Annotated in this window: 34 protein-coding genes; 15 read left to right on the top strand and 19 right to left on the bottom strand. The window is 61.3% G+C overall.

The genetic code is table 11. From position 1 onward, the window contains the following. The first annotated feature begins 29 nt into the window (after positions 1-29). The gene (locus tag HUS66_RS03055; protein WP_175069500.1) at positions 30-872 is read left to right on the top strand and encodes a nitrilase-related carbon-nitrogen hydrolase; all 843 of its coding nucleotides are present in this window, start codon (positions 30-32) and stop codon (positions 870-872) included. Between the two features lie 15 nt (positions 873-887). Here HUS66_RS03055 and HUS66_RS03060 read toward each other — a convergent pair whose 3' ends face one another. Next, positions 888-1,418 (bottom strand): HPP family protein, encoded by a 531-nt coding sequence (locus HUS66_RS03060; protein WP_175069501.1) that lies wholly within the window; start codon positions 1,416-1,418, stop codon positions 888-890. A 287-nt stretch (positions 1,419-1,705) separates the two neighbouring features. Here HUS66_RS03060 and HUS66_RS03065 point away from each other — a divergent pair, with 287 nt between their 5' ends. The 3 genes from HUS66_RS03065 to HUS66_RS03075 all read left to right on the top strand — a co-directional run bounded on the left by HUS66_RS03065 (position 1,706) and on the right by HUS66_RS03075 (position 3,499). Continuing rightward, positions 1,706-2,104 carry a PA2779 family protein gene (locus tag HUS66_RS03065; protein WP_175069802.1) on the top strand — a complete coding sequence of 133 codons (399 nt, stop codon included), beginning with the start codon at positions 1,706-1,708 and terminating at the stop codon, positions 2,102-2,104. 64 nt (positions 2,105-2,168) lie between these two features. Next, the gene (locus HUS66_RS03070; protein WP_282848002.1) at positions 2,169-3,077 is read left to right on the top strand and encodes a PA2778 family cysteine peptidase; all 909 of its coding nucleotides are present in this window, start codon (positions 2,169-2,171) and stop codon (positions 3,075-3,077) included. A 2-nt stretch (positions 3,078-3,079) separates the two neighbouring features. Then, positions 3,080-3,499, top strand: coding sequence for a secondary thiamine-phosphate synthase enzyme YjbQ (locus HUS66_RS03075; RefSeq protein ID WP_175069503.1), 420 nt, complete (start codon positions 3,080-3,082; stop codon positions 3,497-3,499). A 30-nt stretch (positions 3,500-3,529) separates the two neighbouring features. Here the strand turns inward: HUS66_RS03075 and HUS66_RS03080 are convergent, their stop codons facing one another. Continuing rightward, positions 3,530-3,676, bottom strand: a complete 147-nt coding sequence (locus HUS66_RS03080) for a hypothetical protein (protein WP_175069504.1) — start codon at positions 3,674-3,676, stop codon at positions 3,530-3,532. A gap of 237 nt (positions 3,677-3,913) precedes the next feature. Continuing rightward, positions 3,914-4,546, bottom strand: a complete 633-nt coding sequence (locus tag HUS66_RS03085) for a YrbL family protein (protein ID WP_175069505.1) — start codon at positions 4,544-4,546, stop codon at positions 3,914-3,916. 306 nt (positions 4,547-4,852) lie between these two features. Here HUS66_RS03085 and HUS66_RS03090 point away from each other — a divergent pair, with 306 nt between their 5' ends. The 3 genes from HUS66_RS03090 (at position 4,853) to HUS66_RS03100 (ending at position 7,145) form a co-directional block, all read left to right on the top strand. Next, positions 4,853-5,521 carry a DsbA family oxidoreductase gene (locus HUS66_RS03090; protein ID WP_175069506.1) on the top strand — a complete coding sequence of 223 codons (669 nt, stop codon included), beginning with the start codon at positions 4,853-4,855 and terminating at the stop codon, positions 5,519-5,521. 61 nt (positions 5,522-5,582) lie between these two features. Continuing rightward, positions 5,583-6,500, top strand: coding sequence for a complex I NDUFA9 subunit family protein (locus HUS66_RS03095; protein ID WP_175069507.1), 918 nt, complete (start codon positions 5,583-5,585; stop codon positions 6,498-6,500). Between the two features lie 96 nt (positions 6,501-6,596). Continuing rightward, complete coding sequence (locus HUS66_RS03100) at positions 6,597-7,145, top strand: thioredoxin family protein (RefSeq protein ID WP_175069508.1); 549 nt, start codon at positions 6,597-6,599, stop codon at positions 7,143-7,145. Between the two features lie 182 nt (positions 7,146-7,327). On the opposite strand, the gene HUS66_RS03105 is transcribed toward HUS66_RS03100, so the two are convergent. The 5 genes from HUS66_RS03105 to HUS66_RS03125 form a co-directional block, all read right to left on the bottom strand. Continuing rightward, positions 7,328-8,269 (bottom strand): pirin family protein, encoded by a 942-nt coding sequence (locus HUS66_RS03105; protein ID WP_175069509.1) that lies wholly within the window; start codon positions 8,267-8,269, stop codon positions 7,328-7,330. 502 nt (positions 8,270-8,771) lie between these two features. Continuing rightward, positions 8,772-9,248: a YbhB/YbcL family Raf kinase inhibitor-like protein gene (locus HUS66_RS03110; RefSeq protein ID WP_175069510.1), complete on the bottom strand. Its 477-nt coding sequence runs from the start codon at positions 9,246-9,248 to the stop codon at positions 8,772-8,774. Positions 9,249-9,743: 495 nt separating this feature from the next. Next, positions 9,744-10,136, bottom strand: coding sequence for a hypothetical protein (locus HUS66_RS03115; RefSeq protein WP_175069511.1), 393 nt, complete (start codon positions 10,134-10,136; stop codon positions 9,744-9,746). Between the two features lie 247 nt (positions 10,137-10,383). Beyond that, positions 10,384-10,923, bottom strand: coding sequence for a GNAT family N-acetyltransferase (locus tag HUS66_RS03120; protein ID WP_175069512.1), 540 nt, complete (start codon positions 10,921-10,923; stop codon positions 10,384-10,386). A 365-nt stretch (positions 10,924-11,288) separates the two neighbouring features. After that, positions 11,289-11,555, bottom strand: coding sequence for a tyrosine-type recombinase/integrase (locus tag HUS66_RS03125; protein ID WP_175069513.1), 267 nt, complete (start codon positions 11,553-11,555; stop codon positions 11,289-11,291). Between the two features lie 49 nt (positions 11,556-11,604). Here HUS66_RS03125 and HUS66_RS03130 point away from each other — a divergent pair, with 49 nt between their 5' ends. Next, positions 11,605-11,844: a type II toxin-antitoxin system ParD family antitoxin gene (locus tag HUS66_RS03130; RefSeq protein ID WP_012140687.1), complete on the top strand. Its 240-nt coding sequence runs from the start codon at positions 11,605-11,607 to the stop codon at positions 11,842-11,844. Further along, a complete protein-coding gene (locus HUS66_RS03135; RefSeq protein ID WP_175069514.1) occupies positions 11,844-12,185 on the top strand; it encodes a type II toxin-antitoxin system RelE/ParE family toxin in 342 nt (113 codons plus the stop codon). The genes HUS66_RS03130 and HUS66_RS03135 overlap by 1 nt, the downstream gene beginning before the upstream one ends. Here HUS66_RS03135 and HUS66_RS17925 read toward each other — a convergent pair. From HUS66_RS17925 to HUS66_RS03155, 4 genes are all read right to left on the bottom strand, one after another. Continuing rightward, on the bottom strand, positions 12,066-12,320 hold the full coding sequence (locus HUS66_RS17925; protein WP_217487930.1) for a hypothetical protein: 255 nt from the start codon (positions 12,318-12,320) through the stop codon (positions 12,066-12,068). The two genes, HUS66_RS03135 and HUS66_RS17925, sit on opposite strands and share 120 nt — an antisense overlap. Before the next feature lie 146 nt (positions 12,321-12,466). Beyond that, on the bottom strand, positions 12,467-13,954 hold the full coding sequence (locus tag HUS66_RS03145) for a CoA-acylating methylmalonate-semialdehyde dehydrogenase (RefSeq protein ID WP_175069515.1): 1,488 nt from the start codon (positions 13,952-13,954) through the stop codon (positions 12,467-12,469). Between the two features lie 277 nt (positions 13,955-14,231). Then, positions 14,232-15,515, bottom strand: coding sequence for a M24 family metallopeptidase (locus HUS66_RS03150; protein ID WP_175069516.1), 1,284 nt, complete (start codon positions 15,513-15,515; stop codon positions 14,232-14,234). A 74-nt stretch (positions 15,516-15,589) separates the two neighbouring features. Beyond that, positions 15,590-16,471 (bottom strand): HalD/BesD family halogenase, encoded by an 882-nt coding sequence (locus HUS66_RS03155; RefSeq protein WP_175069517.1) that lies wholly within the window; start codon positions 16,469-16,471, stop codon positions 15,590-15,592. 105 nt (positions 16,472-16,576) lie between these two features. Between HUS66_RS03155 and HUS66_RS03160 the strand changes: the two genes are divergently transcribed. From HUS66_RS03160 to HUS66_RS03170, 3 genes are all read left to right on the top strand, one after another. After that, positions 16,577-17,470 carry a LysR family transcriptional regulator gene (locus HUS66_RS03160; RefSeq protein ID WP_175069518.1) on the top strand — a complete coding sequence of 298 codons (894 nt, stop codon included), beginning with the start codon at positions 16,577-16,579 and terminating at the stop codon, positions 17,468-17,470. Positions 17,471-17,529: 59 nt separating this feature from the next. After that, a complete protein-coding gene (locus HUS66_RS03165) occupies positions 17,530-17,988 on the top strand; it encodes a DUF488 domain-containing protein (RefSeq protein ID WP_175069519.1) in 459 nt (152 codons plus the stop codon). Between the two features lie 111 nt (positions 17,989-18,099). Further along, complete coding sequence (locus HUS66_RS03170; RefSeq protein WP_175069520.1) at positions 18,100-18,564, top strand: flavodoxin family protein; 465 nt, start codon at positions 18,100-18,102, stop codon at positions 18,562-18,564. A gap of 68 nt (positions 18,565-18,632) precedes the next feature. Here the strand turns inward: HUS66_RS03170 and HUS66_RS03175 are convergent, their stop codons facing one another. The 4 genes from HUS66_RS03175 to HUS66_RS03190 all read right to left on the bottom strand — a co-directional run bounded on the left by HUS66_RS03175 (position 18,633) and on the right by HUS66_RS03190 (position 22,496). Further along, complete coding sequence (locus HUS66_RS03175) at positions 18,633-19,604, bottom strand: LacI family DNA-binding transcriptional regulator (protein WP_175069521.1); 972 nt, start codon at positions 19,602-19,604, stop codon at positions 18,633-18,635. A gap of 104 nt (positions 19,605-19,708) precedes the next feature. Beyond that, on the bottom strand, positions 19,709-20,785 hold the full coding sequence (locus HUS66_RS03180; RefSeq protein ID WP_175069522.1) for a Gfo/Idh/MocA family protein: 1,077 nt from the start codon (positions 20,783-20,785) through the stop codon (positions 19,709-19,711). Beyond that, positions 20,782-21,561: a ThuA domain-containing protein gene (locus HUS66_RS03185; RefSeq protein ID WP_175069523.1), complete on the bottom strand. Its 780-nt coding sequence runs from the start codon at positions 21,559-21,561 to the stop codon at positions 20,782-20,784. The genes HUS66_RS03180 and HUS66_RS03185 overlap by 4 nt, the downstream gene beginning before the upstream one ends. A gap of 563 nt (positions 21,562-22,124) precedes the next feature. Next, entirely contained in the window at positions 22,125-22,496 is a 372-nt protein-coding gene (locus HUS66_RS03190) for a DUF2306 domain-containing protein (protein ID WP_175069524.1), read from the bottom strand. Between the two features lie 126 nt (positions 22,497-22,622). Here HUS66_RS03190 and HUS66_RS03195 point away from each other — a divergent pair, with 126 nt between their 5' ends. Further along, positions 22,623-23,153 (top strand): PadR family transcriptional regulator, encoded by a 531-nt coding sequence (locus tag HUS66_RS03195; protein ID WP_175069525.1) that lies wholly within the window; start codon positions 22,623-22,625, stop codon positions 23,151-23,153. Positions 23,154-23,316: 163 nt separating this feature from the next. Here HUS66_RS03195 and HUS66_RS03200 read toward each other — a convergent pair whose 3' ends face one another. The 3 genes from HUS66_RS03200 to HUS66_RS03210 form a co-directional block, all read right to left on the bottom strand. After that, positions 23,317-23,598, bottom strand: a complete 282-nt coding sequence (locus HUS66_RS03200) for a type II toxin-antitoxin system RelE/ParE family toxin (RefSeq protein WP_175069526.1) — start codon at positions 23,596-23,598, stop codon at positions 23,317-23,319. Then, positions 23,595-23,867: a CopG family ribbon-helix-helix protein gene (locus HUS66_RS03205; protein WP_175069527.1), complete on the bottom strand. Its 273-nt coding sequence runs from the start codon at positions 23,865-23,867 to the stop codon at positions 23,595-23,597. The genes HUS66_RS03200 and HUS66_RS03205 overlap by 4 nt, the downstream gene beginning before the upstream one ends. A gap of 116 nt (positions 23,868-23,983) precedes the next feature. Further along, complete coding sequence (locus HUS66_RS03210) at positions 23,984-24,397, bottom strand: GNAT family N-acetyltransferase (RefSeq protein ID WP_175069528.1); 414 nt, start codon at positions 24,395-24,397, stop codon at positions 23,984-23,986. 264 nt (positions 24,398-24,661) lie between these two features. Between HUS66_RS03210 and HUS66_RS03215 the strand changes: the two genes are divergently transcribed. After that, on the top strand, positions 24,662-24,805 hold the full coding sequence (locus HUS66_RS03215; protein ID WP_340162728.1) for a hypothetical protein: 144 nt from the start codon (positions 24,662-24,664) through the stop codon (positions 24,803-24,805). Positions 24,806-24,942: 137 nt separating this feature from the next. After that, positions 24,943-25,539 (top strand): inorganic diphosphatase, encoded by a 597-nt coding sequence (locus tag HUS66_RS03220; RefSeq protein WP_175069529.1) that lies wholly within the window; start codon positions 24,943-24,945, stop codon positions 25,537-25,539. The last annotated feature ends 57 nt before the right edge of the window (positions 25,540-25,596 follow it).

A 25,596-nucleotide genomic window follows, 5' to 3' on the forward strand; every position in this document is an offset into this window, starting at 1 on the left:
CTACCGTCATCCCACATCGAGATTCGACCATGCACTATCAGGATCACCTGCGCGTCGGCGCCGCCCAGATCAACGCCACCCTGGGCGATGTCGATGCCAACCTCGAGCGCCACCTGGACATGATTGCCAAGGCCCGCCACGCCGGGCTCGAGCTATTGGTATTTCCCGAACTTTCGCTGACCGGCTATGGCCTGGGCAACCAGGTGATCGAATTGGCCTGCCCGGCCGAGGACCCGCGGCTTGCGGACCTCGCCCAGGCAGCCGGCGATATGCAGGTGGTGGTTGGCTTCGTCGAGGAAGCGAGCCCCGGCGAGTACTACAATGCCCTGGCGATTTGTCAGCATGGCGCGCTACAGGCCGTGCACCGCAAGCTGAACCTGCCGACTTACGGCGGCCTCGAGGAAGGTAAGCTCTTCACTCACGGCAGCGAGCTTAACCACGTGGACGTCCGCCCGGGCTGGTCCGCGACCTCGCTGATCTGCGCCGACCTGTGGAACCCCGGCCTGGTGCATGCCGCCCTGCTGGCCAGGCCCACGATGCTGTGCGCGCCGATCAACTCGGCATCCGGCATCGTCAGCGACGACTTCTCCAACGAACAGAACTGGGCCATCAACCTGCACTTCTATGCCATGACCTATGGCACGCCGGTGATCATGGCCAATCGCTTCGGCCCCGAGGGGGGGAGCCACTTCTGGGGCGGCTCACGCATTCTGGGCCCAAGAGGCGAGACCCTGGCGCTGGCCGAGGATCGAGAGATGCTGATCGAGGCTCGACTGTCGCGCACCGCCATTGCCAGAGCCCGCTTCGAACTGCCCACTCACCGAGACGCCGACACCCCGCTGGTACGCGAGCTGATGGCCGGCTATCGCTGATACCAGCCATACGGCTCAGCGCCAGTGAACCGGATAACGCCGGTGACGCGCCAGGTTGTTGACCAAGATCGCCACCCCCAACATCAGGGCGCAGCCGATACCCACCGGCAACAGCGGATACCACCACCCCAGCGCATGTACCTCAGGGCCGCCGATGACAGCGATCAGCGCCGCGGCGGCACCGGGAGGATGCACAGTGTGCGTTAGCTGCATGACCAGGATGGCCAGCGATACCGACAGCGCCACGGCCACCGCCGTTTCCCCCACTAATTGGAAGCAGCCCACCCCCACCATGGCGGAGAGTATGCTGCCCATGAGTACATTGCGGGGCTGCGCCAGGGGGCTTGCCGGAACGGCATAAATCAGCACGGAGGTCGCGCCAAAGGATCCCACGATCAGCAGCTGGCTGCTCAACCAGTGCGCACTCAGCCAGCTGATGGCCAGCATGCCAGCGAAAGCGCCTATCCAGGACCATAGCGCATCCCGCCAGCAGGCGCGGGGACGCTGAATGGGTTCGCCGCGCATTTTCGAGAGATATGTCTTCACTCACCCGCCTCTGCACAAAAAGAGTGCAGGAGTCTGTCAAAGTGGATCAGGAAAGTGAAGTTAGCCTTATCTATATGACCATACCCTGAGTTAATAAACCGCCACGCTCGTCATCAGGGCGAGGGGTCATACCTCTCTCAAGCGCATGCAAAAAAGCATGAAAATCATCGTTATCTCCCCGTATACTGGAAGCGCATCGCGTGTCGAAAGATCGTTCCCAAGACCTGGACGTCTCGGATCATCAAGAAGAAGCCAAAAGCCAATTCAGCAACAAGGATCATTCCATGATGAAGAAACTCGCTCGCGTCATTAGCCCGCTGTTGATTGCCTTCCTGGTACTGGGCAGCCTGCCGGCCGTGGCATCCGTGCCGGCCACACAGGCCAACGGCCTGGTCTCGACTCAGGATGCCCTCAGCGCTTCGCAAGTGGCCTCCGATCGGGAACGCATCAACGAGCTGCTAGCCCGTGAAGACGTTCAGCAGCAACTGCTGCTGCAAGGCGTTCAGCCGGCGGAGGTAAAGGCCCGCGTGGCGGCACTGTCCGACGAGGAAGTGTCCCAGATGGCCAATCAGCTCGACGAAATGCCGGCTGGTGCCAGCGTGGTTGGCGCCCTGTTCGCGGTGTTCGTGATCCTGCTGGTCACCGATATCCTGGGCCTGACCAATGTCTATCCGTTCGTGCGTTGATCGTATGACACGCCTATCGATTTGGCACTTGCCGAACGCCCGCGCTGCGGGCGTTCTGCTTTGTGTGCTAAGCCTTCTGCTGCTGGCCGGCTGTGCCAGCACGCCGCGCATCTCGAGCCCCGAGCGACTCGGCATTCCTCAACAGACGAGCATCGCGGATGTTCCCTTCTTCGGCCAGCGCGACTATCAGTGCGGCCCAGCCGCGCTCGCCATGGTGCTCAACGACAGCGGCGTGGAGATAGGCGTCGATGCTCTGATCCCCCAGCTGTTCCTGCCCAACCGCCAGGGCAGCGTGCAGCCGGAAATGCTTGCGACGGCGCGCCGCCAGGGACGCGTTCCCTTCGTGCTCGACAATGACATCGAATCGCTGCTCGAGACGCTGGCCGCCGGCCAACCGGTGGTGGTCATGCAGAACCTGTCGCTGCCGATCGCCCCGCTCTGGCATTACGCCGTGGCCATCGGCTATGACCTCGACGAGGAAACGATTCGGCTGCACACCGGCTTCAAGCCCGGCCAGGACATGGCGCTCTCCACCTTCGATGCGACCTGGGCCCGCAGCGACCGCTGGGCAATGGTCGCCCTGCCGCCCGGCGACATTCCTCGCGGCATCTCCGCCGAGGCAGCACTTAGCGCCATCAGTGATGCCGAGCGGGTGCAGGGCGCGGTTGAACTACAACCCAGTTGGGAGGCACTCGTCGAGCGTTGGCCGGGGCTCGCCATGGGCTGGTTTGGGCTCGGCAATGCGCGCTACGCAAGCGATGACCAAGCCGGCGCCGCCGATGCCTTCCGGTTTGCCACCCTGCACGACCCGGAGCTTGCTGCCGCATGGCTCAACTTGGGCCTGACGCTTCACAGCCTCGGTCAGCAGCAGGAAGCCCGCACGGCCCTCGAACAGGCCTCCGCTCTGCCGGGCAAGTGGCAGGAAACGGCCGCAACCAAGCTTGCATCACTCTTCCCGAAGGAGACGCCCTGAGCATGTGGCAACAGCACGAGATTCGCCTCGCCCCTCGCTCGCGGGGCTTTCACCTGATCACAGGCGACATTGAGGACGGCCTTGCCGACCTAGCCGAATGCCGCGTCGGCCTGGTGCACTTGCAGCTGATGCACACCTCGGCCTCGCTTACCCTGAACGAGAATGCCGACCCTGACGTACGCCACGACATGGACGCTTTCCTGCGCCATATCGCACCGGGCGACCTGCCCTTCTTTCGACACACGATGGAAGGACCGGACGACATGCCTGGCCATATCGGCGCCAGCCTGTTCGGCACGCAGCTGACGCTTGCGGTGAGAAACGGCCGCCTGGCGCTCGGCACCTGGCAGGGAGTGTGGCTCGGCGAGCATCGTGACCATGGCGGTTCACGGCGGATTCTCGCCACCCTGAACGGGGAGTGAAGCCTCACAGCGACAGACGAGCATGAGCCCTTAGCCACCTCGCGCTACGATCTCTGCGACCATCTCACCATTGCTCTTGCCGATCTCGTGAAATCCCAGGCTTTCGTAAGAGTTACTGGCCGCTTCACTGCCCGGCACATAGCAGACCGTGATGCGCTGCGTGCCCTCCCTGCTCAAGCAGCGCCTCCAGCGTCAGGCGCATGCCCTTCCCTCACTATAGATCAGTGCACGGAAAGGCTCATGATGAGACCGCAGACGTTGAGATACCCCTGGGTGGGGTTGCCTAAGGAAAGGTGGCAGAAGGAGAAACAGCCGGGGATAGAAGGCCCTGCTGAGCGAGGGCAAGCGCTCATTCTGTGATGTGACGGCATTCACCTGACAGCCGATTGACACACCCAGCGCAGGAATGTCACCTCACGCACATATCTCATCCACTGTATCGAACAGGGTAACTTCCTGGCGTTTCCACTGCCGCTGAGTCTTGATTCGAGAAAAGGGCAGGCAGCGCTGATAGAGCGTGAATTTCCAGTCAGGCTTGCGGCTACCGAATCCATCCACCAGAACTAAGCTGGCACCACTCTCATCATCACCGGGGCGGACCATGAGGTTATCGGTATTCAAGTCCGCAATGACCACAGCGTACTTGGTCGCCCAGCTCTTCAGCTCAGACAGCATTCGCACAAGTTGCGCGCGGTTCAGCTGCCCTTGGTGCAGCGCCTCACGCAGTGTTAGCGCCGATCTTCCACAATCTTGCTGAACGCGCTCCAAGGCGAGCCCTGCGCCCTGGCGGGTATTCACCCAACCATAGCAATCGACGATGTGTGTCAGCGGCACTTGCCGCTCTTTGAGGTGATTGAGATAGAACCACTCCACGATGCTCTGTTCTTGGCACTCTTCGAGGCGATCCTGATGGCGCGCCACCTTGATACATTGACCGGCATCGCCCGGATGGACGTAACAGTCACGCTTGTTCCCCCGGCCAATACGCAGGCTGTCATTGAGCTCAAGCGCTGCCTGATCGGAGACATCTGGAATAAAATACGTCAACGGCTTTCCTTGTTGCCTTCACGACACCGCAGTCCAGCGGTCATTCGTCTTCCATGCCCATCATTGCCCTGAGGCTTTCGAGTCCCTTTAGCCAAGTATGAAACAATAAGCGGGACGACGCATAAAAATATGACAATAATATTAAGCCCGCTAAAAAAGTCAACGCCGCGCACTAATCGCGGCCATCTGGTGAGCCCTCACGGAGCTCGGCATATCAAACGGCTGGAGCCGATGCGTCAGGAACGCATTTGGCTGAAAGGAGCTGGCGGGCTAAGGTGTGGCGGTATTTACGCGACGAGGCACCCCATGAGCTCACCTCGCATCACCATCGATGTGTTCAGCGACTATGTCTGCCCCTTCTGCTATCTGGAGGAGCCCGAACTGGCGGCGCTAAAAGCCCGCTTCGGTGAGGCAGTCGACATTCGCTGGCGGGCCTTCGAACTCCGCCCAGAGCCTGCGCCGACGCTAGAGCCAGACGGCGACTATCTGCACGATACTTGGGCACGTGCCGTTTACCCCATCGCCGAAGAACGCGGCATGACGCTGCGCTTGCCACGCATCCAGCCGCGCTCTCGGCTGGCTCATGAGGCGACCGCCTGGGCCAGAGACGTCGATGCCCAGCGCGCTGGCGAAATGACCACCACCGGCGATAAGCTCGACAGCGCCGATGCCCTGCGCTCGGCACTGTTTCGTGGCTTTTTCGAAGACAGCCTGGACCTGGCAGATCCGACGGCACTGGTGGCGGTAACAAAGGACCTTGATTTGGATGGCGGGTCACTCGAGAAAGCGCTGGATGAAAGGCGCTATCGCGAGCAAGTACTGGCTGACCAGCGGACAGCCCAGCAACTGGGTATTCAAGGCGTGCCGGGGCTACGCTTCTCGCTTAACGGCGAGCATGCCGGCATCCTCGAAGGGGCCCAGCCACGTCGCCAACTGTTGCTGGCCGTGGAGCGACTGCTCGACCTGATGGGCTAACCCCCGCCATGCCAGACCACACCCTACCAACCCAACCCATGCCGGCCCGATGAGAGAGCACATGCCCGACGGCCCGATCACTGTCTTCGGCGGCACCGGTTTTCTGGGCCGAGCTATCGTGCGTGAACTGCTGGAAGCCGGCCACAGCGTGCGCATTGCCGCCCGATCACCTCGCCTGCCCGAGGATATCGATGATGGTGATCCCATCACGCTCTGCAGGGCTAACATCCAGGATGAGGCCAGCGTCGCCAAGGCGCTGGAAGGGGCCAGTGGCGTCGTCAATGCGGTAAGCCTGTATGTGGAATCGCGCCGGCTGACGTTTGATGCCATACACGTCGAGGCAGCCGGCCGCCTGGCAAGGCTCGCCCGCGAGGCCGGCATCAGCCGGCTGGTGCATGTTTCTGGAATCGGGGTCGACGAACACTCGGCGTCCCGCTATGTAAGCGCCCGCGCCCGGGGCGAAGCGGCCGTGCTCAAGGCCTTCCCCAAGGCCACGCTGCTGCGCCCCAGCGTGCTATTCGGGCCCGATGACGCCTTCCTGTCAGCATTGGAAAAGCTCACTCGCTTGCCAGCGATTCCCCTCTTTGGCCAGGGCAAGGGGCAGCTCCAACCCGTCCATGTGCGAGATGTCGCCCGCGCGGTGGGAAAAATGCTGGGATCACGGCCACCTGCCTGGCGGCTCTTCGAACTGGGCGGCGAGGACACGATGCGCTATCGCGACATCATCATGCTAGTGATGGCCCACTTACGCCGTGATCGCCCGTTGGTGCCCATTCCCATGCCGATATGGCAGGTACTAGCCACCTTGCTCTCGCCCTTGCCGAACCCGCCGCTGACTCACGACCAGCTGTCGCTGCTGACGCAGAACAACATCGTCGGCCGTCATGTCGGTACCTTCTCCGACCTGGGCATCATCCCCCGTTCGCTACGCGAGAGCCTGCCCAGCTGCTTGATTCCGCCTGAACCACGACGCCACTAGTCTTCACCGAGCTTAGGCCGCTCTTCGAGTTTGCTACGCTTTAGGCATGGCTCATCACCGCTTTTATGCACCTATGGATCAGGAGGGTGAATCGCCATGTCGCTTACATCATCAAAGGTAATCCAACTGGGCTGCCCCATGCCGGCCTTCGACCTTCGGGATGCCCACGGCAAGTCGTTCAGCAGTAAGCAGTTCATTGACAGCCCCTTGCTGGTGGCCTTTATCTGCAATCACTGCCCGTTCGTTAAGCACATCGCCTATGCATTATCCGACTTCGCTAAGGAGTATCACGGTCATGGACTCGAGGTCGTCGCTATCAACAGCAACGACTTCACTAAGCATCCCGATGACAGCCCCGAGCACATGATCGAAGAGGCGCGCTGGCGCGGCTACACCTTTCCCTACCTGGTCGATGAAACGCAGAGGGTGGCCTACGACTTTGATGCCGCCTGCACGCCCGACTTCTTCCTGTTCGATCGATACCACCGGCTGGCCTACCACGGCCAATTCGATTCCAGCCGCCCCAACAAAGACCTGCCGGTAACCGGCAAGGACTTACGAGCCGCTGCCGATTCGGTGCTCTCGGGCGATGCCCCGAACCTGGACCAGATGCCGTCGATCGGCTGCAGCATCAAGTGGAAATAGCCAGGTTAGATAGGGGTTGAACCGATGAGATAGGGGTTGAACCGGTGCGGGATACGGATGGTAACGCCTTCACCGAGCGACGATGGCGCTGCAAGGTGGCGTTCGGTCATGCTTTATCGCTTGCCGTCCTTTGTAGTGTGCTTCGCCGCCCACGGCAGTGTGTGGAGCGTGAGTCTCGCTCGCTATAGTTTCCAAGGCAGCGGTGGCGGCGTAAGGGGGCCGCCTTCGTAATCGGGGATGCTGCCGAAGCGCTCGCTGCCGGCTTCCCAGTCCTGCTGCGCCTCTGCAATCTCGGCCTTGCTGTGGCCAACGAAGTTCCACCAGATGAGGATCTCCTCGTCCAGCGGTTCGCCGCCGACCAGGATGACACGACCACCTGCCGGGAGTGACAGGGTGACCGCCTCTCGCCCGCAGCCCAGATAGGCCAGCTCGTTGGTCGCAAACGTATCGCCCTCGATACCCAGTTCGCCTTCGAGGGGCAACACGCCGTACTCGAAGTCTGCCCGCAGCGAGAGCCGCAGGGTGCTGGCCTCTCGGCTGGCCAGATCCAACCCCACCAGCGGCGAGAAAGCCAGCGTCGGCGCCCGCCGGCCATCGAACTCGCCGGTCAGCAACGTGAAGGCGACGCCCTGCTCTTCCCAGGACGGCAGCTCGGGATAATGATCGAAGCGCGGATCGGTGCGGCGATCCGCTTCAGGCAGCGCGATCCACAGCTGAGCGGCATGTAGATGTGTCTCGCCGGGCAACGATTCTTCGGTGTGGCTAATGCCTCGCCCTGAGGTCATCAGATTGACCTGGCCGGGACGTATCACCTGCTGGTTGCCCTGGCTGTCGCGATGCAGGATCTCACCCTCGATCATCCAGGTGAACGTCTGCAAGCCGATGTGCGGGTGGGGGCCGACCCGCAACCCGCGGGAGTCGCCCTTGAAGACGCTCGGCCCGGCATGATCGAGGAAGCACCAGGCGCCCACCAAGCGGCGTTGCCGCGAGGGCAGTACACGGTTGATGGGGATTCCCCCGACCTCGGCGGTTCGAGGCCTAACGTGCTGAATCTGGTGCTTGCCATCGACGACCGGGCAGTCGCGGGACGATCCCAGGTCGCGATCTTCAACGAGAGTGCTCATGAATGTACCTTCCGGATGTCATGAATGGAGACTCGGCTCTGAGTGGGCAGCTAGCCCACGGCAATCGGCCTTGACTACGCTGAGTGTAGCTCTGCTTCAGGTTGCGGAGGCAGGCATAGATAAGCATGCAGATGAGGGGCCGGCTGATATCCACTTGCCTTACCGCTGCAATGCCATGGCTCACTGGTAATAGCCCAGGCGCAGCACAGAGACACCAGCATGACACCACAACAAAAACGCCCGCCCCGGCAAACCGGGGCGGGCGTGATGTTCAGCCCATCGCATCCGTCAGGACGACGGGCTAAACGGAACAGGCTTCATAAACAGGCTTCTAAACAACCATCTGAACGTTCTTATAAAAGCGTCTGAACGCGCTCTTGAACGCTCTGCTCAACGGTCGCGCGGCGTGCCCTGTCAGGACGGCCAAAGCTAATCACCAGCGATCATCTCTGGCCATCACCACACAACAAGAGCCTGAAGGCTCAAGAGTTTGAGGCGAGATTCAGTCGCGGCGATAGGTGCCGACCAGGCGGTTCATGCCCAGGATATGCGGCTCAAGCTTGGTCAGCAGCTCGGGCTGCGTCAGGCCTTCGGGCAGATCGGTTGGCGAATCCAGCGCCAGCACCCAGAAATAGTACAGGTGATCACCATGGCCTTCCGGGGGCATCGGGCCACTGTAGCCGTTGTTGCCGGTATCGTTGACGCCGCTGGTGCCCACCGTCGTCGCCTCATCAAGCGACATGGTGTCGGCCGGCAGGTTGTAGAGCAGCCAGTGCACGAAACCATAGCTGCCGTTCTGTACCAGCGGTGCATCCGGGTCATGGCAGATCACCGCGAAACCCTTGGTGCCTTCAGGAGCGTCTTTCCAGCTGAGAGCCGGCGAGACGTTCTCTCCTTCCCCGGTGTGTTTAGCGGGAATTGCCCCGTGGGCTGAGAACGCGGAACTGGTGAGCTGCATGCTCGAGGGTGCAAAGGCCATGAGGCAACCTCCTGTGGAATGGATGTCGTTGGAAACGAAGTCAGGCGTCTTCGCGCATGCGACGGCGCTACATCAGGTAATGATGGTAGCAGGCGCCTTATTCAACCCGTCGCGCAATGCCGAGGCACTACACGAACAACCTGCCCCGACTGCGCATGGGCTCGACTCGTGGGCAGCATGGACAACATGCATAAGGTTGTCAGGGAAATAGGCGGGGTGAAGTCAGCGTGAAAGGTTAAGTGGCAGCAAACGGCCGGGAAACAAAAAGTGCCACCTGCCCCTATTAGAGATGGACGCTCGGCGACTGAGCCCCCGCCTAATCGTGGTCCTTGAGCGTGGTGATGGCATACTCTGAGGAGCAAGGGTTTCTTTTTCTCGTGGAATCTTCCGCTGCCAGGATCGACGTAGCGGAATTTTCATACTGGCGGTGACCCCGGACTCCAGGGGAAGGAAGAAGGGCCACGGAGACCACCTCAGAGCATGCTCGAGCCCATCCTAGTTAACGGTATTGCCTTCAATCAGCATGCCATTGCCTTTGATGGTGCCGTCTTGGCGTAACACCATAGAGGGTCCGTCAATGCTGACCTGATAGCAGGTGGTATCTTCGCCATAGTCGAAGCACATCTCCCCTTCGCGGGTGGTCCAATTGCCTGTATAGCCTTCGCCGTGAATGGTGCCATCCGGCGCATAATATTCGTTGAAGCCAGAATCCGGGGCACTCATGCTGCCCTGATAGGAATGGCCGCTAACGGCAGAGGCGATAGCCTCACCGCTGAGCTTCGTATCTGCGGCCGCTGTAGCCGATGTCAGCATTGCGGCTGAAAGGAGAACGGCGGACAACGTCGTGAGGATAGGAGCTCGCACTGGAATTGTATGCATGGTGTTCATTTCCTCTATCTTGTTGAGACAATGTTTCCAATAAGCCGATGATTCGTAAGAATCTTTGTTATAACCCCACCAAGTTCAGCCGGATTGAGCCGCTGAAGGTTTGAGCTGGAGCTGTGTCCATGCGGACGGTTGGCAGCGCCTGGAGAACGGTGTCAGGAAACGTCATTAGAGTCACCTAATCCCAAGAGCGAGCGGCATCTCCGGTACCAGCAGATGGACAGTCCACCTTGCCCGATTGGTACGCCTCTTACCAGAAGGCTGGATCATTGAACGCTTCGACACAGTGCACCGCTCCCTTCAGCGGCGTTATCTCAGTCTCCGTGAGCGATTGTGCGAGCCAGCCCTCGGGGTATTGCAGCTTGAACGGCGCGGGAATGAATGCCTCAGTGACCGGCGCAAAGCCAACACGCGAGTAGTAGCTCGGGTCACCATAGGTCACAGCGATGTCGATTCCCGCCTCACGCAGCGCCTGCAGAGCATAGATCAGCAGCTGGCGCCCAATACCTTGGCCTTGCCTCTCGGTCGCCACCGCTACTGGGCCGAGTACAAAGACGCTGCGATCATCCTGGTCGTAGGTCAGCCTCGTGAAGATCGCGCCACCGATGACCTCACCATCGGCCTCGGCGATGAAAACATAGAGATTCGCCGCTGGCGTGCGAGACAGCTGATTACGCACCAAATCGCCAATTAGCGTGCCTTCTGACGCTCCCTCAGAGGCGGTGAAAGTCGCGGTGAACAGCGCAACGAGCTCCTGGTCGCGCCCCTGGGCACCTTGCGAAAATTCCATGTAGGCTCCTTGGGTGCCTTGTGCATGTGCAGGATCGCTCTGGCTATAAATCGGACAGCCCCACGACCAGGAGTGCCCCCGACCGGCCCGACACCCCGCCCTGACCGAGCCCCAAGCCACTGAAATCCAGACAGCCCGCAGCCCGCCGCCCGCGACAACCGCGATGACCTGCGCGACGCACTAATCGCACTGATGCTGCGCCTGGCCTTCGAGCACAGGCTTTGGGTCTCGGGGCTGGCGGGGCTGCGCTGGTCGGCCTGGTGACGCATTAACTTTGGATCGACGACTCAAGATGGACCTTGGTCCTGAAGGGGTATGGTCGACTGACTCGGTAGGAGAGGCATACCCACAAACGTACGCTTTCTTTACATAGGCAGCCAGTGCCGGTAGCGCATCGTCGACTGAACGCTGCGGTGGCCCAGCAACCGTTGAAGCTGATGGAAAGGCATACCCTGCTCCAGGACATGCGTGGCGTAGGCATGGCGCAGGCTGTGAATACCACCGATCCGTTCGACCCCAGCCTGGTGCTTGGCCTGGGTAAAGGCCTTCTGCGGCGCGCTCGGGAATCGCCATGTCGGCGGCCGGTAGGCACGCCAGCAATCACGCGCTTGTCGCGAGGATTGCATTGCCATACCAACCGAACCAAAATATACCAATTATTGGTACTATTGAGGTGGCACCGTGCAAAAGAACACCAGCATCACTCTAGGCCAACATTTTGATGCGTTCATTGCAGAACAGCTCAAAAATGGCCGATACAGCTCAACCAGCGAGGTAGTTCGTGCAGCATTACGCCTGCTTGAAGAGTCCGAAACACGCCTGACCACACTTCGTAAACTGCTCAAGGAAGGCGAGGACAGTGGTTTTGAAGACTACTCCTACGACTCGTTTATTCGTGAACTGGACAACGAAGGGCGCTGATGCCAAGTTTTAAGCTTTCCAGGAAAGCCAAAGCTGACCTCATATCTATTGCCCTACACACGGAGCGTGAATGGGGTCGAGATCAACGAAACCACTATGTTCTCCAGTTCGATCAATGCTTCCACCTTCTAGCTGACAATCCGAACTTAGGGCATGCTTGCGATGAGATAAATCCGGGATACCGGCAGTACCCTCAGGGGAGCCACATCATATTTTATCGGCTAGCCGCCGAGGGTATTATTGAAGTTATCCGAATCCTGCACAAACGCATGTTGCCTGAGGGGCATCTCCTTAAGGGCATAACGCCTGCCATCATCGGTGACAAAGCCGGCGCGAAGTGAAGGTTTTGGCATCCGGTGCACGGCTTGGTTATTGCTGGCCACCCAGAGCACCATGGGTTCACCGTCAACCTGAAAATCCAGCGCTTGAATGCGGCCTTCGAACCAGATTGGCTGCTGATGGCCGTCGTCTCGCACCCCCCTGACATAGCCGGCCTGTGTAAAGCACTATATGCCAAGCCGCACGGGAGGCGGCGGGGCGTAGCCGCAGCAAAAAGCGCCCGCCCCGGCAAGCGGGGCGGGCGTGGTCATCGTCATTGCGAGCCGCTAACTTTCGGCAATAGCTAGGACGGGAAGCTGAACTGCGCGCTCTCCTGGGCGCTGCGCTGTGGCCAGCGCTGGGAGACGGCCTTGCGGCGGGTGTAAAACCGCACGGCATCTGGGCCGTAGGCATGCAGATCGCCGAACAACGAGTCCTTCCAGCCGCCGAAGCTGTGGAAGGCAACCGGCACCGGCAGCGGCACGTTGATACCCACCATGCCGACCTCGATGGCATCGGCGAAGCGGCGGCCGGCCTCGCCATCGCGGGTGAACACGCAGGTGCCGTTGCCGTACTGGTGGGCGTTGATCAGCGCGATGGCCTCTTCAAAGGTCTCGACGCGCACCACGCACAGCACCGGGCCGAAGATCTCGTCGCGGTAGATGCTCATTTGCGGAGTGACCCGATCAAACAGGGTCGCGCCGAGGAAGTAGCCCTTTGATCCCTCGACCAGCGGATGCTGGCGGCCGTCGACCACCAGCTCGGCGCCAGCGGCAGCGCCCTGCTCGATGTAGCCGGCAACCTTGTCGCGCTGGCCGGCGTTGATCAGCGCGCCCATGTCGAGGCCCTTCTCGGTGCCCGGGCCGATCTTCAGTTCGCGGGCCTGGGCGGCGAGACGCTCGACCAGGGCGTCGGCGGTGGCGTCGCCCACGCACACGGCCACGGAGATCGCCATGCAGCGCTCGCCGGCACTGCCATAGGCGGCGCCGATCAGGGTGCTGGCGGCATTGTCGATGTCCGCATCCGGCAGCACCACGGCATGGTTCTTGGCGCCACCCAGGGCCTGCACGCGCTTGCCCTGCTGGGTGCCGCCTTCGTAGATCTTGCGCGCCACCGGGGTAGAGCCCACGAAGGAGAGCGCGCGGACCTCAGGCGCCTCGATCAGCGCGTCGACGGCTTCGCGGTCGCCGTGCACCACGCTGAACAGGCCCTTGGGCAAACCGGCTTCGTCGAGCAGTTCGGCCATCTTCACCGCGGCCGAGGGCGCCTGTTCGGAAGGCTTGAGGATGAAGGCGTTGCCGCAGGCCAGCGCCATCGGGTACATCCACAGCGGCACCATGGCCGGGAAGTTGAACGGCGTGATGCCGGCGACGATGCCCAGCGGCTGATGGTTCGACCAGGTATCGATGCCGGGGCCGGCATTATGGGAATACTCGCCCTTGAGCAGCTCCGGCACGCCGCAGGCGTACTCGACGTTCTCGATGCCGCGCTTGAGTTCGCCCATGGCGTCCTCGAGCACCTTGCCGTGCTCTTCGCTGATCAGCGCGCAGATCTCATCGGCATCACGTTCGAGCAGCGTCTTGAAGCGATACATCACTTGGGCGCGCTTGGCCGGCGGCATGTCGCGCCAGGCGGGCTGGGCCTCGCGGGCGGCACCGATGGCGCGCTTGACGGTGGCACCGTCGGCCATGGCCAGGCGGCGCACGGGTTCGGCGGTGGCCGGGTTCAACACCTCGATGGTGCGCTCGCCGCTAACGGTTTCACCGGCGATGAAGTGGCCTAGATCTGTCATAGCGTCTCTCTCATGTCAGGTTATGGACATCATGTCAGGGGGGGCGCGGCGCGGCTTTCAGAACCTACTTGCCCACTCCCGGCGACGGTGGGCGCCGGGAGCAAAACGAAGCGAGGGTCCTTTGCCATGGCCGGAAAATGTTCCTTTCCATGCCGGCATTCCCGCCTTCCATGGCGGTCAGATAGCAAAGGTAGCGCCCAAGGACGGGGTTACAGCGCCCTAGAGAAGGCTTGCCGCCGGAAAGCCCGCCCCAACTGCTGGATTGTGAAGGTGGTTCTTAAAACTCTCTGCCCAGCAGGGCTTCATCGAACGGGTAGCGTGAGAGCTTCTCGATGCCGGTGTCGGTGACCAGCACTTCTTCCTCTAGCTTGACGCCGTCGGCGGCGCCGACCTCGCCGATATAGCTCTCTACCGAGACCACCATGCCGGGCTCGAGGATACCGTCCTTCGAGAAGCGGTCGAAGTCCATGTGGTGAGCCACCAGCGGCGTTTCGCCATGCATGCCGACGCCATGGATGATCGACGGATAGCGACGATCGAGGAAGCGCTCGGGAATCTTCCAGGCCTTTTCTGCGATCTCGCGATAACTCATGCCGGGCCTGAGGATCGACATGTTGTGGTGCACCTGGTCATAGGCCATCCGGTAGAGGCTCTGCTGGTAGCCGCTGGGGCGACCCGGTCCGACATGAAAGGTGCGCGAGAAATCGGAGTAGTAGCCGTGACAGCCGATGGTGTCGGTGTCCAGCGCGATCAGCTCGCCGGGGCGCACGACGCGGTCGCTTGCCTCGTTGAACCAGGGGTTGGTGCGCGGGCCGGAAGACAGCAGCCGCGTCTCGATGAACTCGCCGCCCTGCTTGATAACGTTGCCATAGAGGGTCGCAAACAGCTCGGTCTCGGTGACACCCGGTTTGATTGCAGCTTCCACTTCGGCCACCGCGGCCTCGGAGCCTGCCATCGACTGGGCCAGGCAGGCGATCTCTTCCGGGGTCTTGATGCGGCGGCAATGCAGGGTGTCCTGCATGCAGTCGAAGACCTCGAGGCCCTGGGCCTCCAGCGAACGGGCCAGGTTCAGCGCGCAACGGTCCAGGCCGATCTTCTTGTTGCCGCGACCGTGCTCTTCCATCAGCTCGGCGATCTCGATGCCGAAGGGGTCGGAGGACAGGTTGTCGCGCTGGTTGACCGCCGACCACACCACCTTGGAGGTACGCGATTCGTCGATGGTCTCGAGCCAGGTTGAGACGTGGGCGCTGCCCGGGTACTCGAAAAGGATCACCGGGCCTTCCAGCGGCACATAGATATAGCGGGTGGAATTGCGCAGGAAGTAGCCGAACATGTTGCGCGAACCGGTGGCATAGCGCTGATTGTAGGGGTCAAACAGTACCACGGCACCATAGCCCTGCTCGGCCATCATCTGCCGAAGGCGCTTGAGACGCCCGCCGCGCAGCTGCACCGGATCAAAGGCGGTAGGAATGCTGTCGCCGTTGCCTACGGGCGCCGAAGGCACCACCGGGATGGTGGCAGGTTCATTGTCGGTCAGGTTGTCGAAGTCGACGATGCTCATGATCAAGCTCTCTGTTTATTCGTAGCCGTATTCGCGGGGAAAATGCATAAGGTCAGGCTGAGGCGTCGCCACCTTCAGTCGGCCAGGCTGTCGCTGCGCTGCATGCCTTCCTCGAGCAGCCGCTCGTGGACCGGGGCCATGCGCCCGAAGATGCGCTTGGCGCGCTCGGGGCGGCCGATGAAGCCCGGTTCCTTGGCGTAGGCGAAGATCACGGTATGGCGCTCGCGGTCGCCTTCTACCGGGGTGACTCGGTGCAGCGAGTAGCGGCCGAAGAAGACCTGCAGATCGCCCGGCTGAAGATCGAGGGACTTGAGCCGCGAACGGTCGCCGTCGATGACCTGCTCGACCGCGTCGAAGTTTTCGCCTTCGGGACTGCGGATGCCAGGGGCATACTCGAAGCGCCCGCCGCCTTCGGACTGGCGAGTCATCATGGTGACGATGAATTCGTTGGTGTCGTAGTGCCAGGGGTGCTGGCAGCCCTCACGCAACACGTTGACGACCAGGTCCGCCAGGGGGTCGGCGTACTGATGGATCTCGTCCATGTCCACCACGCTTGCGATGAAGTGCTGGAATCCGGGGTGGGAATAGACCTGGCGAATGATGGTGTCACCGTCGATGCGATCACCGGCGACGAAACCATTGGTGCGGTCATCGAAGCGGTTCTTGGGGTGCGAGGCCGGCAGGCTCGGGTCAGCGTCGCTGTTGTAGGGGTTGGTCTCGGTCTGGTTGTAGTGCGCCTGCGGCGACAGGCGTTCGGTCTCGCGTTCGAGCCGCGCCAGGGCCTCTTCGGGTACGAAACCCTTGAGCACCACACAGCCGTCCTGGCCAAGCTGCTGTCGGCATTCGGCGATCAGCTCGCGTCCGCGGACCCCATCGAGGCGATGAATGGGGTAACGTTCCAGGTCGATCAGTCCCTGCAGTGAGGTATCGTCTTCCTGAATGCGGTGGCTTTGCATATCGTTGCTCCTGCCTGATCAATAACGTATAGACAGGGTAGAGAGGCAGGTTTAATAATAGAAATGAATGGTTAAGATATAAAAGATTGCAAGGGCTCATAGATCATGGATACCGACCTGCTACGCGCCTTCGTCACGGTCGCCGAGTGCGAAGGGTTCAGCGCCGCCGGCAAGGTGCTGCACCGCACCCAGTCTGCCGTCAGCCTGCAGATCAAACGACTCGAAGACCAGATGGGCGAGTCGCTGTTCGAGCGCACCAGCCGCAGCGTGGTGCTGACACCGCCCGGCGGGCGACTGCTGCCCTACGCTCGTCATATCCTCAAGCTGCAGGATGAGGCGCGTCGGGTGATGGGTGTGGAGCGCCAGGGCGAGCTCATCCGACTGGGCACCTCCGAAGAACAGGCCAGTACCTACCTGCCTGAGCTGCTGCCGCGCTTCGCCGCCCGCTTTCCCGAGGTGCGCCTCGAAGTCATCTGCAGCATAAGCGGCTCGCTGGTGCATGACTTTCAGGAGGGCCTGCTGGATGCTGCCCTGGTGGTGCGCCACGGGCCGACACAGACCGGTCGGCTGCTGGGACGCGAGCCCATGGTCTGGGTGGTGGCCGATGGCTGTTCGGTCGCAGACTGGGAGACCCTGCCGCTGGCCCTGAACCCCGAAGGTTGCACCTTCCGCGCCCACGCCTTTGCGGCACTGGGCCCTACCGACTGGCGTTGGGACGTGCGCTACTCCAGCCAGTCACCCACCGGCATCAACCTGCCGGTTCAGGCGGGTCTGGCGGTCACCGTCAAGACCCCGCGCAGTGTTCCCGAAGGCTGTCGCATCGTCGGCGATGACGAAGGCCTGCCCCCGCTTGGCCATGTCGAGATCGAGTTGCACCGCACGCCGGGGCATTCAAGCGATGCCTTCACCGCTTTCTGCGACGAGCTGGAAGCCATCGTTACCGGCACCGACTCGCTGGAATCCCTCAAGTATGTGGCAAGCGAAGGAGCAGTTGACTAGCCTTTCTTGGGCTTGGCCGCGCTTGGCCACTACTTGGCCACCAACAGGAGTCGCTTGTCATGGGGCATGACATTCAGTTGAAGCGTATCTATGCGGCACCGGAGGCAGACGACGGGGCGCGCGTTTTGGTTGACCGGCTGTGGCCACGGGGAAAACGCCGGGAAACGCTGGCACTGAGTGACTGGTACCGCGATGCCTCCCCTTCCAATGGCCTGCGCCGTGACTGGCACCAGGCCAAGATCAGTCACGGCGTCTTCACCCGCCGCTATCGCTGGGAGATGGCGGACGCCAAGGACTGCCTGCTGCCGCTGATGCGCTTGGCGCGTCGCGGCCGGCTGACGCTGCTGTCTGCCGCGCGAGACCTCGAACAGTCCCACCTGCCGATCCTGCGCGAGGCGCTGCTTGAAGCACTGGCCGCAGAAGACCTCGAGGCGGACGACAGCGCCCCCAGCTCGCCGCCCTGCTATGCGGCCTCGATGACTAGCGAGCCGTCAGCCAGCCAACGGCAGGATTCTTGACGCGCTGACAGCCGACGCCGAGCCAAGGCCGAGCAAACCGACGACCTAGCCACTAGCCAACCACTCGCCAGCCTCTGGCCAGTCACCTTGCTGGCTGGCACTATTTTGCTCATGACCCGACGCCTGCTGATCGTGGCCCATGCGCCCTCCCCCAATACCCAACGCCTGCGCGAGGCAGCCGAGCGCGGCGCTTGTCATCCGGATATCGAGGACATCGAGGTGGTCGTGAAGGCACCTCTAGACGCCGGCCCGGACGACATCCGCGCCTGTGATGCCATCCTGCTCGGTACCACCGAAAATCTGGGTTACATGAGCGGGGCGCTGAAAGACTTCTTCGATCGCAGCTACTACTCCGTGCTCGAGCAGAAACAGGGCCTGCCCTGCGCGCTCTATGTGCGGGCCGGCCATGACGGCACCGGCACCCGCCGGGCCGTGGAATCGATCGTCACCGGGCTGCGCTGGCGGTGGGTGCAGGACCCGCTGATCCTGCGCGGTGACTGGCAGGACGCCTTCGCCGATCAGGTGGAGGAGCTAGGGCTCTATCTGGCCGCCGGCCTGGATACCGGGATACTTTGATCGGCACCGTTTCTCCGCAGCCAGCCTCAGCTACCAACCGACAGGATGCCCGCTGGCTCGGGGCTGCTCTATCCGGTCTCGCGCACTACCAGCGTCACTGGAAGAGAGATGTGGCGTGGCGGCTTGCCGGCCAAGGCCTCACCCAGCAGATCAACACTCTTGGCCGCAATGCCGGCGATGTCCTGGCGCACCGTGGTCAATGACTCGGCCAAGGCCGGCAGGTCATCGAAGCCGGTTACCGCAACCTCGTCAGGCACACTGATGCCGTGATCTTCCAGGGCCGTCAGGCAGCCCCTGGCGAGTTCGTCGTTCTCACAGACCAAGCCATCGTAGGCGTATAGGTCCTGTTCGAGGCGGCGGCTCAGCCAGCGGTAGCCGGTCAGCGCCGGCTCAAGGTTGGGTGGGATATCGATCAGCGCAACGTCAAGGCCGGCCTCGTCGAGCGCCTGGCGATAGCCGCTCAGGCGGTGCTGGCTATCAGAGCTCGCCAAGTCGTCGCCGACAAAGGCGATACGCTGACGCCCCCGCTCGATCAGGTGGCGGGTGGCCAGGTAGATGCCATGGCGATCCTCCGGGGCCACCGAGAATCCCTCGCCCGGCGGTCCGATACGCACGACCAGAACGTCTTGCGCCGCCAACAGCGCAGGACGCGGGTCATCGGCGAACTCGCCCAGCAGGATGGCGGCGCCGGCCTGCTCGGGCAAAGCCGACGTCTGGTCATGAGCGAAAAAGACCGGCACCATCCCCTGGCGGTGAAGTGCCATGGTCAGGTGCTGGTAGAGCAGAATGTAATAGGGGCGCAGCTCGAAGTCGCGACGCCCTAGCGAGATGCCCACCACCGCCGCCTTACCGCTGATCAGCTGACGAGCGGCGGCACTGGGGCGATACTCGATCTCACGGCTGATGGTCAAGATATGATCACGCAGGGCTTCGCTGAGGCCCGGCTTACCATTGAGCGCGCGGCTGACCGAAGCGATGGATACCTCCGCCTGCCGCGCGATTTCCCGAATGGTTGCCGTCTTCGATCGGTCTCTGCTCATATCGCTGCCTCGCCGCCCTTTCCGGCGAGAGATTGTGCCGGAAATTGCGCAGCGGGGCGACCGTAGGCGTCAGGCTCATTGAGACAGAGAGGCCGGTGACCTTGTCAAGCCGTCACGGGCTCGACCATTCTGTCATCCACCAGCGTCTGACTTCGGTCCTCGGCATGCGCGAGGAAGCACGCATCCAGCACCTTCTGCAGTGCCGCGCCACGCGCAAAATCCGGCTGATCGTTGTGACCACTGACGATGCTGTCGACGAAGCGTTGGTAAATGCTCGGGGTAGCCTTCGCTTCCAGCGTGGTCCAGCGCGCCGGATGGACATCCTCGCCCAGACACACCTCCAGCTTGTCCTTGGCGGCATCCAAGTCAACGCGAAGCGCCCCCTGATCGCCGTGGATGCTGAGGGTCAGAGCATTGTGATGGCCCGTGGCCCAGCGGGTAGCCTGCACCGTGCCAAGCGCGCCCCCGGCGAACTCCACCTGCATCAGAGCACTGTCGTTGGCGTCCAGCACGTAGTCGTCGATGCGGTTGCCCGGCGCCTTTTCGAAACACTTGAGGCGGCAATTCACCCGGCTAATGTCACCCACTGGAAAGCTCGCGAAGTCGAGAATATGCACCCCCACATCCCCCAGCACGCCCTTGCTGCCATGGCCTTCCGAGAGCCGCCAGAGCCATTGACTGTCTCGATCCCAGCGCCCCCAGGCGTGGCTGACCAGCCAGCTCTGCCGATAGCTGGCGTCAACGTGCATCACCCTGCCAAGGGCGCCGGAAGCGACCAGCTCACGCGCCTGCTGAATGGCCGGGGCATCGCGGTAACTGAGGTTGATCATGTTGATCACCCCGGCCTGCCGCGCCGCCGCCGTCATCTCCCAGGCATCGGCCGCATTGGTCGCTAACGGCTTCTCGCAAAGGATGTGCTTGCCTGCCGCGATGGCAGCAAGGGAGCTAGCTTTGTGAACCCCATCCGGGGTGGCATTACTCACTGCCTGAATATCATCCCGCGCCAACATGGCAGCCAGGTCGGTGTAGGCATGGGGTATGCCATGCCGTTCGGCGAAGGCTTGCGCCCTAGCACTGTCCACATCGCACACGGCCACTACCTCGACTCCTGCCAGTCGCCCAAAATGTTTGGCATGTTCACCGGCCATGCTGCCGGCACCAATGACCGCCAGTCGTATCACTTGAATCCCTCCTCACCGGGCTTGTGCAGACCTTCGCCTTTGACTTCCACAGGGTTGGGTGCCTGCTCGGGCGGCACGTTAGGGCAACTATCGATCCACCGCGAGCCCTCGGGACGCGCCCACTTCACGCCGTTCTTCAACACCCGGCGAACCTGATCGTCGTAGTAGATCGGATAGGTCTCGTGACCCGGGCGGAAATAGAAGATCCGGCCATTGCCCCGTTTATAGGTGAGGCCGGAGCGGAACACTTCGCCGCCCTCGAACGCACTGATGAAGACCACCTCATCGGGATTGGGCACGGCGAAGGGTTCACCGTACATCTCTGTATGCGGCAACTCGATGTAGTCGCCGATGCCCTGAACAATGGGATGACCGGGGTTGACCACCCAGAGGCGCTCGCGCTCTCCGGCCTCGCGCCACTTTAGCGAGCAAGTAGTGCCCATCAATCGCTTGAAGATCTTGGCATAGTGGGCGGAATGCAGAACCAGCAGGCCCATACCCTGCAGCACCCGCGCCTGGACCCGGTCGACGATCTCGTCACGCACGTCGCCATGGGCCGCATGCCCCCACCACAGCAGCACGTCGGTGTTCTCTAGCAGCTCCTCGCTCAGGCCGTGCTCGGGATCCTGCAGAGTGACCGCACGGGCCACGATCTCGGGATCCTCGTTTAGCCCCTGGGCGATGCATTGGTGCATGCCCTCCGGATAGATACGCGCCACCACCTCGTTGGTCTGCTCATGGACGTTTTCGCCCCAGACCGTGACCTGGATCGTCATGGCTGCCTCCTCGTCGTCGTGCCCAGGCGGACATTAAATTGCCGCCACTCATCGTAATACGCAAAAAGTAAACGTTTACGCTATAAGAGTAAACGTTTACTCGAGACGACTTTTGTCGAATGCAGCTCAGCGAGTGGCGAGAAAATCCAGCAGGTGAAAAGCCGCGCCGGCCGGCCAAAGCGGCCGTATGAGCGGGGCGGGTTCGAGGGGGAAAGACCCGAGGAAGTCTCAGGTCGCGGGATCCGCAGAGGCACCGCCGACGCCCTGCATCACAAGCGCCTGACCATGCTCATGGAAGTGACGCTATAACGGGAATGGCCTCGCGTGTCATCAGCGACCCGCGATATGGGGTCGCGATGAAGGGAGCAACACCCGCCTTGGATTAGGATAGAAGGGCCTGTCTCCGATTAGCCGGCTTATAACTGCTTTCGGGCCAAAGCGGGCCATCAAACAGAGCTGATATAACGCTGAAAGTACCGGGCTCTTTGGAGCGGCATCGGAATAGTTTGTCTAGCTCACCGGCTGGAAAAAGCCACCACGATCAGATTGGCTTACTGCAGCGCTCACCATAAGCCTAGCTGAGCCGCGACCCACCGTCCCGGAGCCAGGGTGCCGACGAAGGCCCCGACCAACCCCAAGTATGCCCCTCGCATCCAGCGGCGATGCTGCGCCACCCTGCCCTTGAAGATGGCTCTCATGGCAATGGTAAGGGCCACTAGCATCCACAGCGACAGCAGGTGAATTGGGCCCAGATGCCCCACCAGAGGCAGAGTACCGCCACCCAACCAGAAGGAGCTCAGTGCCGAAAGCGCTATGGCCAGCACCCAGAGAACGCCCATCAGCCGGTGTGGGCCAGTACCTTTGGGAGCGAGCAGCAGAATGGCCCCAAGTCCCAAGGCAAAGAAAGACGTGTAGAGGTGCAGGGTAAACGCCATGGAGACCTCCGAAGATCAGGGCACAGCCTGATTGCCAGCCAAGTGCAACTTGTTGCATAAGGCTAGCCCCGCTCCGTCTGATATGCAACTATGTGCATATCGATTTTCAGAAACCCAGGTCACTCCATGTCTCTGCGCGCCGTTCTATTGATCACCCTGCAGCGTGAGCCCGGCACAGGCTACGACATCCTGCAACGCTTCAAGGCTGGCCTGGCCCATGTATGGCAGGCAAGCCACCAGCAGCTCTACCGCGAACTCGACAGGATGCGCGGGGATGGCCTACTGACCTGTGAGACGGTGTCCCAGGACGAACGCCCGGACCGCAAGATCTACCAACTCACTGAGATTGGCCTGCAGGCCCTGGACGCCTGGCTCGCTGAACCCCTGGCCGCCAGCCCCGTTCGTCAGCCGCTGTTCGCCAAGTTCTTCGCCTGGGAGCGCTGGCCCACCGATGCCCGGCGCGAAGAACTCACCACCCTGCGCGAGCAGCTCAAGCAGCGCCTGAAGACCTACGCCGCCATCGAACGGGAGTGGTTCAGTGATCCACAGGCGCTGACGCCCAGCCAGCGCGCACCTTGGCATACGCTGCGGCTAGGCCAGCGACTCACCGAAACATGGATGGAATGGATCGATGAAGTGCAGGAGGAAGTAGAATAACTATGCCTAACTTGACTCCCGAAGATGAGCCGAAGTTCTGGGAGAGCCTCTTCCGGCCAGGAGCTGTCATTCAGACGAAACTGATATAACGCAGAGCGCACCGGCGATCTTGACGCAGCGAAGGGGAGACAAGGGCGTCCGAGTGCCGCGTTTGGTTAAATTGCTATCGTTCGCCCTCAAGGCCATGCCACACCCGGAGAATAATGATGGCACTGGCATGAACTGAATATCGAACGACGTATTTTCCGAAAACCATATCTCGAACAGAGTCAGGTACCGGTGCCATTTCAACCGGGGTGCCCATTTTGGGGAAGTCTGGGAGTAATTCGATTTTGCCAACCAATTCGGTGGCAATCCTGGCTGCCGCCGGCGGGTTGTGCACCGTAACGAACTCCCTGAGGCGTTTCAAATCATCAATGGCTTCATCCGTGTAAACCAGCTTCACTTACCTGACCTCGGCGCATCCTGCTCGTTTTCGGTTCCCCAGCTATTAAGCCAGCTGTGAACCTCGCTGGCATCAACAACCTTGCCCCGGGCAGCAGACTCCATTGCCTCTAGCGTTTGCTTCCACCGCTCTTGCTCAAGCTGCTGCCTTTCTATGTATTCCGACAATGCCTGGTTGATTACCCAACCTTTGCTCCGGTGCAGCCTGCTGGCGATTGCTTCCAGGTGTTGTTCAACTTCTGCTTGAAGGCGCACTGTGGTGACGCTCATGCTTATATCCTCGAATTTGCCGACTACAGTGTATTACATCATAGTCAGTGAGGGGGCGGCAAAAAATTTAACGCGGAGCACAGCGGCGGCCGTAGGCCGCGTACTGCTGCAACTTGTTATAAATCAGTGACTTTGGTGCTCATGAGAGCACCATTTCCAGAGAAGCCAAACTTCTCGTACAACCCTTGAGCATCGCGGGTCTGCAACACCATTTGAGTTCCCTTTATGGCTGGGTGCGCAACCAAACACTCCATGATCCACTGTCCCAGGCCAGCGCCCCGAAACTCCGGCTCAACCACAATGTCCGCGACCCAGGTAAAAGTTGCACTATCGGTGACTGCACGCCCAAAACCAATCTGCGTGGCACCACGGTAAAGACTGAAGCAGATGGAGCCAGCAACCATGCGCTCTACGGTTTCTCGGGGACGGCGGCCACCCCAATAGGTTGCAGCAAGCAAACGGTGGACGATATCCAGTTGCACCTTGGATTTGTCGTCAGTGATTAGGCAATCGTCCTTGCGCCACTCCATTGATGGCTACTCCCTGATTTATAACACCAATAAACACGTCTGCTGCGGGTCGGTTCCAGCCACCACGCGACTTATGTCCCTTCGCATCTCATACCTCCCGCCACTTCCGCCGGGTGAGGCCAAACAGGCACCACCTTCCTGGCAGTCGTGGCCGCTTTGGGCACGCCCCTTCCTCAGGGAGATAAGCGCTTCACTACCACCTAATTTAACGTGCTTTTCGTTGACTCACACGCCCTCAATTAATCGGCGCAAAGCACTCTGGCGATGGAATCGATCATCACCGGGCTGCGCTGGCGTTGGGTGCAAGAGCCACTGGTACTGCGCGGCGATTGGCAGGAGGCCCTCGCCGATCAAGTGGAGGAGCCGGGGCTCTATCTAGCCGCCGGGCTGGATACCGGGATCTGGTAAACGTCATCAAGCCAGATGCGCCAGGAATTCCAATCAAGCTCACCACTCGGACCATGGCAACCGGCAAGCTGTCACGCGCCTGTCACCCTTCACTGAATAGACTGGAAATCTCACATCCCAAGACAGGACGAGGTTTCATGAAAGTTACCATCTCTTCTCTACTCGCCGCTGGCCTGCTGTTTACCGCGTCCGCTCAAGCGCAGCAGAATGTCTTCGACTATCCGCAAACCGATGACGCGCCGGCCAGTTTCAACGTGGTCAACGAGATTCCCGCCGGTAGCTTCACCAAGTACGAGATCAATGCCGAGCACGGCCAGTTGATCGTCGACCGCTACGTCTCGATGCCCGTTCGCTACCCGGCCAACTACGGGTCCATCACCAGCTCCGCTGGTGGCGATGGCGACCCGCTGGATGCCCTCGTGCTGACCCGCGACAGCGTCTATCCCGGTGCGGTCATCAAGGTCCGTGCCATCGGCGTACTGCGCATGGTCGATGACGGCGAAGCCGACGACAAGATCATTGCCGTGCCCACCAACGACGTGGATCCTACCTACGCCGACGTGATGGCGATCGAGGATCTGCCCAAGATGCAGGCCGAGCGCATCAACGCTTTCTTCCGCGTTTACAAGAACCTGCCGGACGGTGGCGACATCGAGCTAAACGGTTTCGGCGATGCCAGCGAAGCGCGCGACATCCTGACCCAGGCCTTCGATGCCTATCAGGCGCAACACTAACCAACACAGCGCCCAGAAACGCCAACGGCGCCCCGAGGAGGGGCGCCGTTGGCGTTT

The sequence above is a fragment of the Onishia taeanensis genome (genome assembly GCF_013349955.1).
Classification (GTDB): Bacteria; Pseudomonadota; Gammaproteobacteria; order Pseudomonadales; family Halomonadaceae; genus Onishia; species Onishia taeanensis_B.

Excerpts from the sequence above, each read along its gene's own strand:
- HUS66_RS03175 (WP_175069521.1), bottom strand. The coding sequence starts at position 19,604 with ATGAGCAGAGACCGATCGAAGACGGCAACCATTCGGGAAATCGCGCGG.
- HUS66_RS03155 (WP_175069517.1), bottom strand. The coding sequence starts at position 16,471 with ATGCAAAGCCACCGCATTCAGGAAGACGATACCTCACTGCAGGGACTG.
- HUS66_RS03075 (WP_175069503.1), top strand. The coding sequence starts at position 3,080 with ATGTGGCAACAGCACGAGATTCGCCTCGCCCCTCGCTCGCGGGGCTTT.
- HUS66_RS03110 (WP_175069510.1), bottom strand. The coding sequence starts at position 9,248 with ATGGCCTTTGCACCCTCGAGCATGCAGCTCACCAGTTCCGCGTTCTCA.
- HUS66_RS03055 (WP_175069500.1), top strand. The coding sequence starts at position 30 with ATGCACTATCAGGATCACCTGCGCGTCGGCGCCGCCCAGATCAACGCC.
- HUS66_RS03120 (WP_175069512.1), bottom strand. The coding sequence starts at position 10,923 with ATGGAATTTTCGCAAGGTGCCCAGGGGCGCGACCAGGAGCTCGTTGCG.
- HUS66_RS03105 (WP_175069509.1), bottom strand. The coding sequence starts at position 8,269 with ATGAGCACTCTCGTTGAAGATCGCGACCTGGGATCGTCCCGCGACTGC.
- HUS66_RS03125 (WP_175069513.1), bottom strand. The coding sequence starts at position 11,555 with ATGGCAATGCAATCCTCGCGACAAGCGCGTGATTGCTGGCGTGCCTAC.
- HUS66_RS03220 (WP_175069529.1), top strand. The coding sequence starts at position 24,943 with ATGAAAGTTACCATCTCTTCTCTACTCGCCGCTGGCCTGCTGTTTACC.
- HUS66_RS03065 (WP_175069802.1), top strand. The coding sequence starts at position 1,706 with ATGAAGAAACTCGCTCGCGTCATTAGCCCGCTGTTGATTGCCTTCCTG.
- HUS66_RS03215 (WP_340162728.1), top strand. The coding sequence starts at position 24,662 with ATGGAATCGATCATCACCGGGCTGCGCTGGCGTTGGGTGCAAGAGCCA.
- HUS66_RS03185 (WP_175069523.1), bottom strand. The coding sequence starts at position 21,561 with ATGACGATCCAGGTCACGGTCTGGGGCGAAAACGTCCATGAGCAGACC.
- HUS66_RS03150 (WP_175069516.1), bottom strand. The coding sequence starts at position 15,515 with ATGAGCATCGTCGACTTCGACAACCTGACCGACAATGAACCTGCCACC.
- HUS66_RS03115 (WP_175069511.1), bottom strand. The coding sequence starts at position 10,136 with ATGAACACCATGCATACAATTCCAGTGCGAGCTCCTATCCTCACGACG.
- HUS66_RS03165 (WP_175069519.1), top strand. The coding sequence starts at position 17,530 with ATGGGGCATGACATTCAGTTGAAGCGTATCTATGCGGCACCGGAGGCA.
- HUS66_RS03210 (WP_175069528.1), bottom strand. The coding sequence starts at position 24,397 with ATGGAGTGGCGCAAGGACGATTGCCTAATCACTGACGACAAATCCAAG.
- HUS66_RS03095 (WP_175069507.1), top strand. The coding sequence starts at position 5,583 with ATGCCCGACGGCCCGATCACTGTCTTCGGCGGCACCGGTTTTCTGGGC.
- HUS66_RS03160 (WP_175069518.1), top strand. The coding sequence starts at position 16,577 with ATGGATACCGACCTGCTACGCGCCTTCGTCACGGTCGCCGAGTGCGAA.
- HUS66_RS03100 (WP_175069508.1), top strand. The coding sequence starts at position 6,597 with ATGTCGCTTACATCATCAAAGGTAATCCAACTGGGCTGCCCCATGCCG.
- HUS66_RS03205 (WP_175069527.1), bottom strand. The coding sequence starts at position 23,867 with ATGAGCGTCACCACAGTGCGCCTTCAAGCAGAAGTTGAACAACACCTG.
- HUS66_RS03190 (WP_175069524.1), bottom strand. The coding sequence starts at position 22,496 with ATGGCGTTTACCCTGCACCTCTACACGTCTTTCTTTGCCTTGGGACTT.
- HUS66_RS03090 (WP_175069506.1), top strand. The coding sequence starts at position 4,853 with ATGAGCTCACCTCGCATCACCATCGATGTGTTCAGCGACTATGTCTGC.
- HUS66_RS03170 (WP_175069520.1), top strand. The coding sequence starts at position 18,100 with ATGACCCGACGCCTGCTGATCGTGGCCCATGCGCCCTCCCCCAATACC.
- HUS66_RS03145 (WP_175069515.1), bottom strand. The coding sequence starts at position 13,954 with ATGACAGATCTAGGCCACTTCATCGCCGGTGAAACCGTTAGCGGCGAG.
- HUS66_RS03195 (WP_175069525.1), top strand. The coding sequence starts at position 22,623 with ATGTCTCTGCGCGCCGTTCTATTGATCACCCTGCAGCGTGAGCCCGGC.
- HUS66_RS03135 (WP_175069514.1), top strand. The coding sequence starts at position 11,844 with ATGCCAAGTTTTAAGCTTTCCAGGAAAGCCAAAGCTGACCTCATATCT.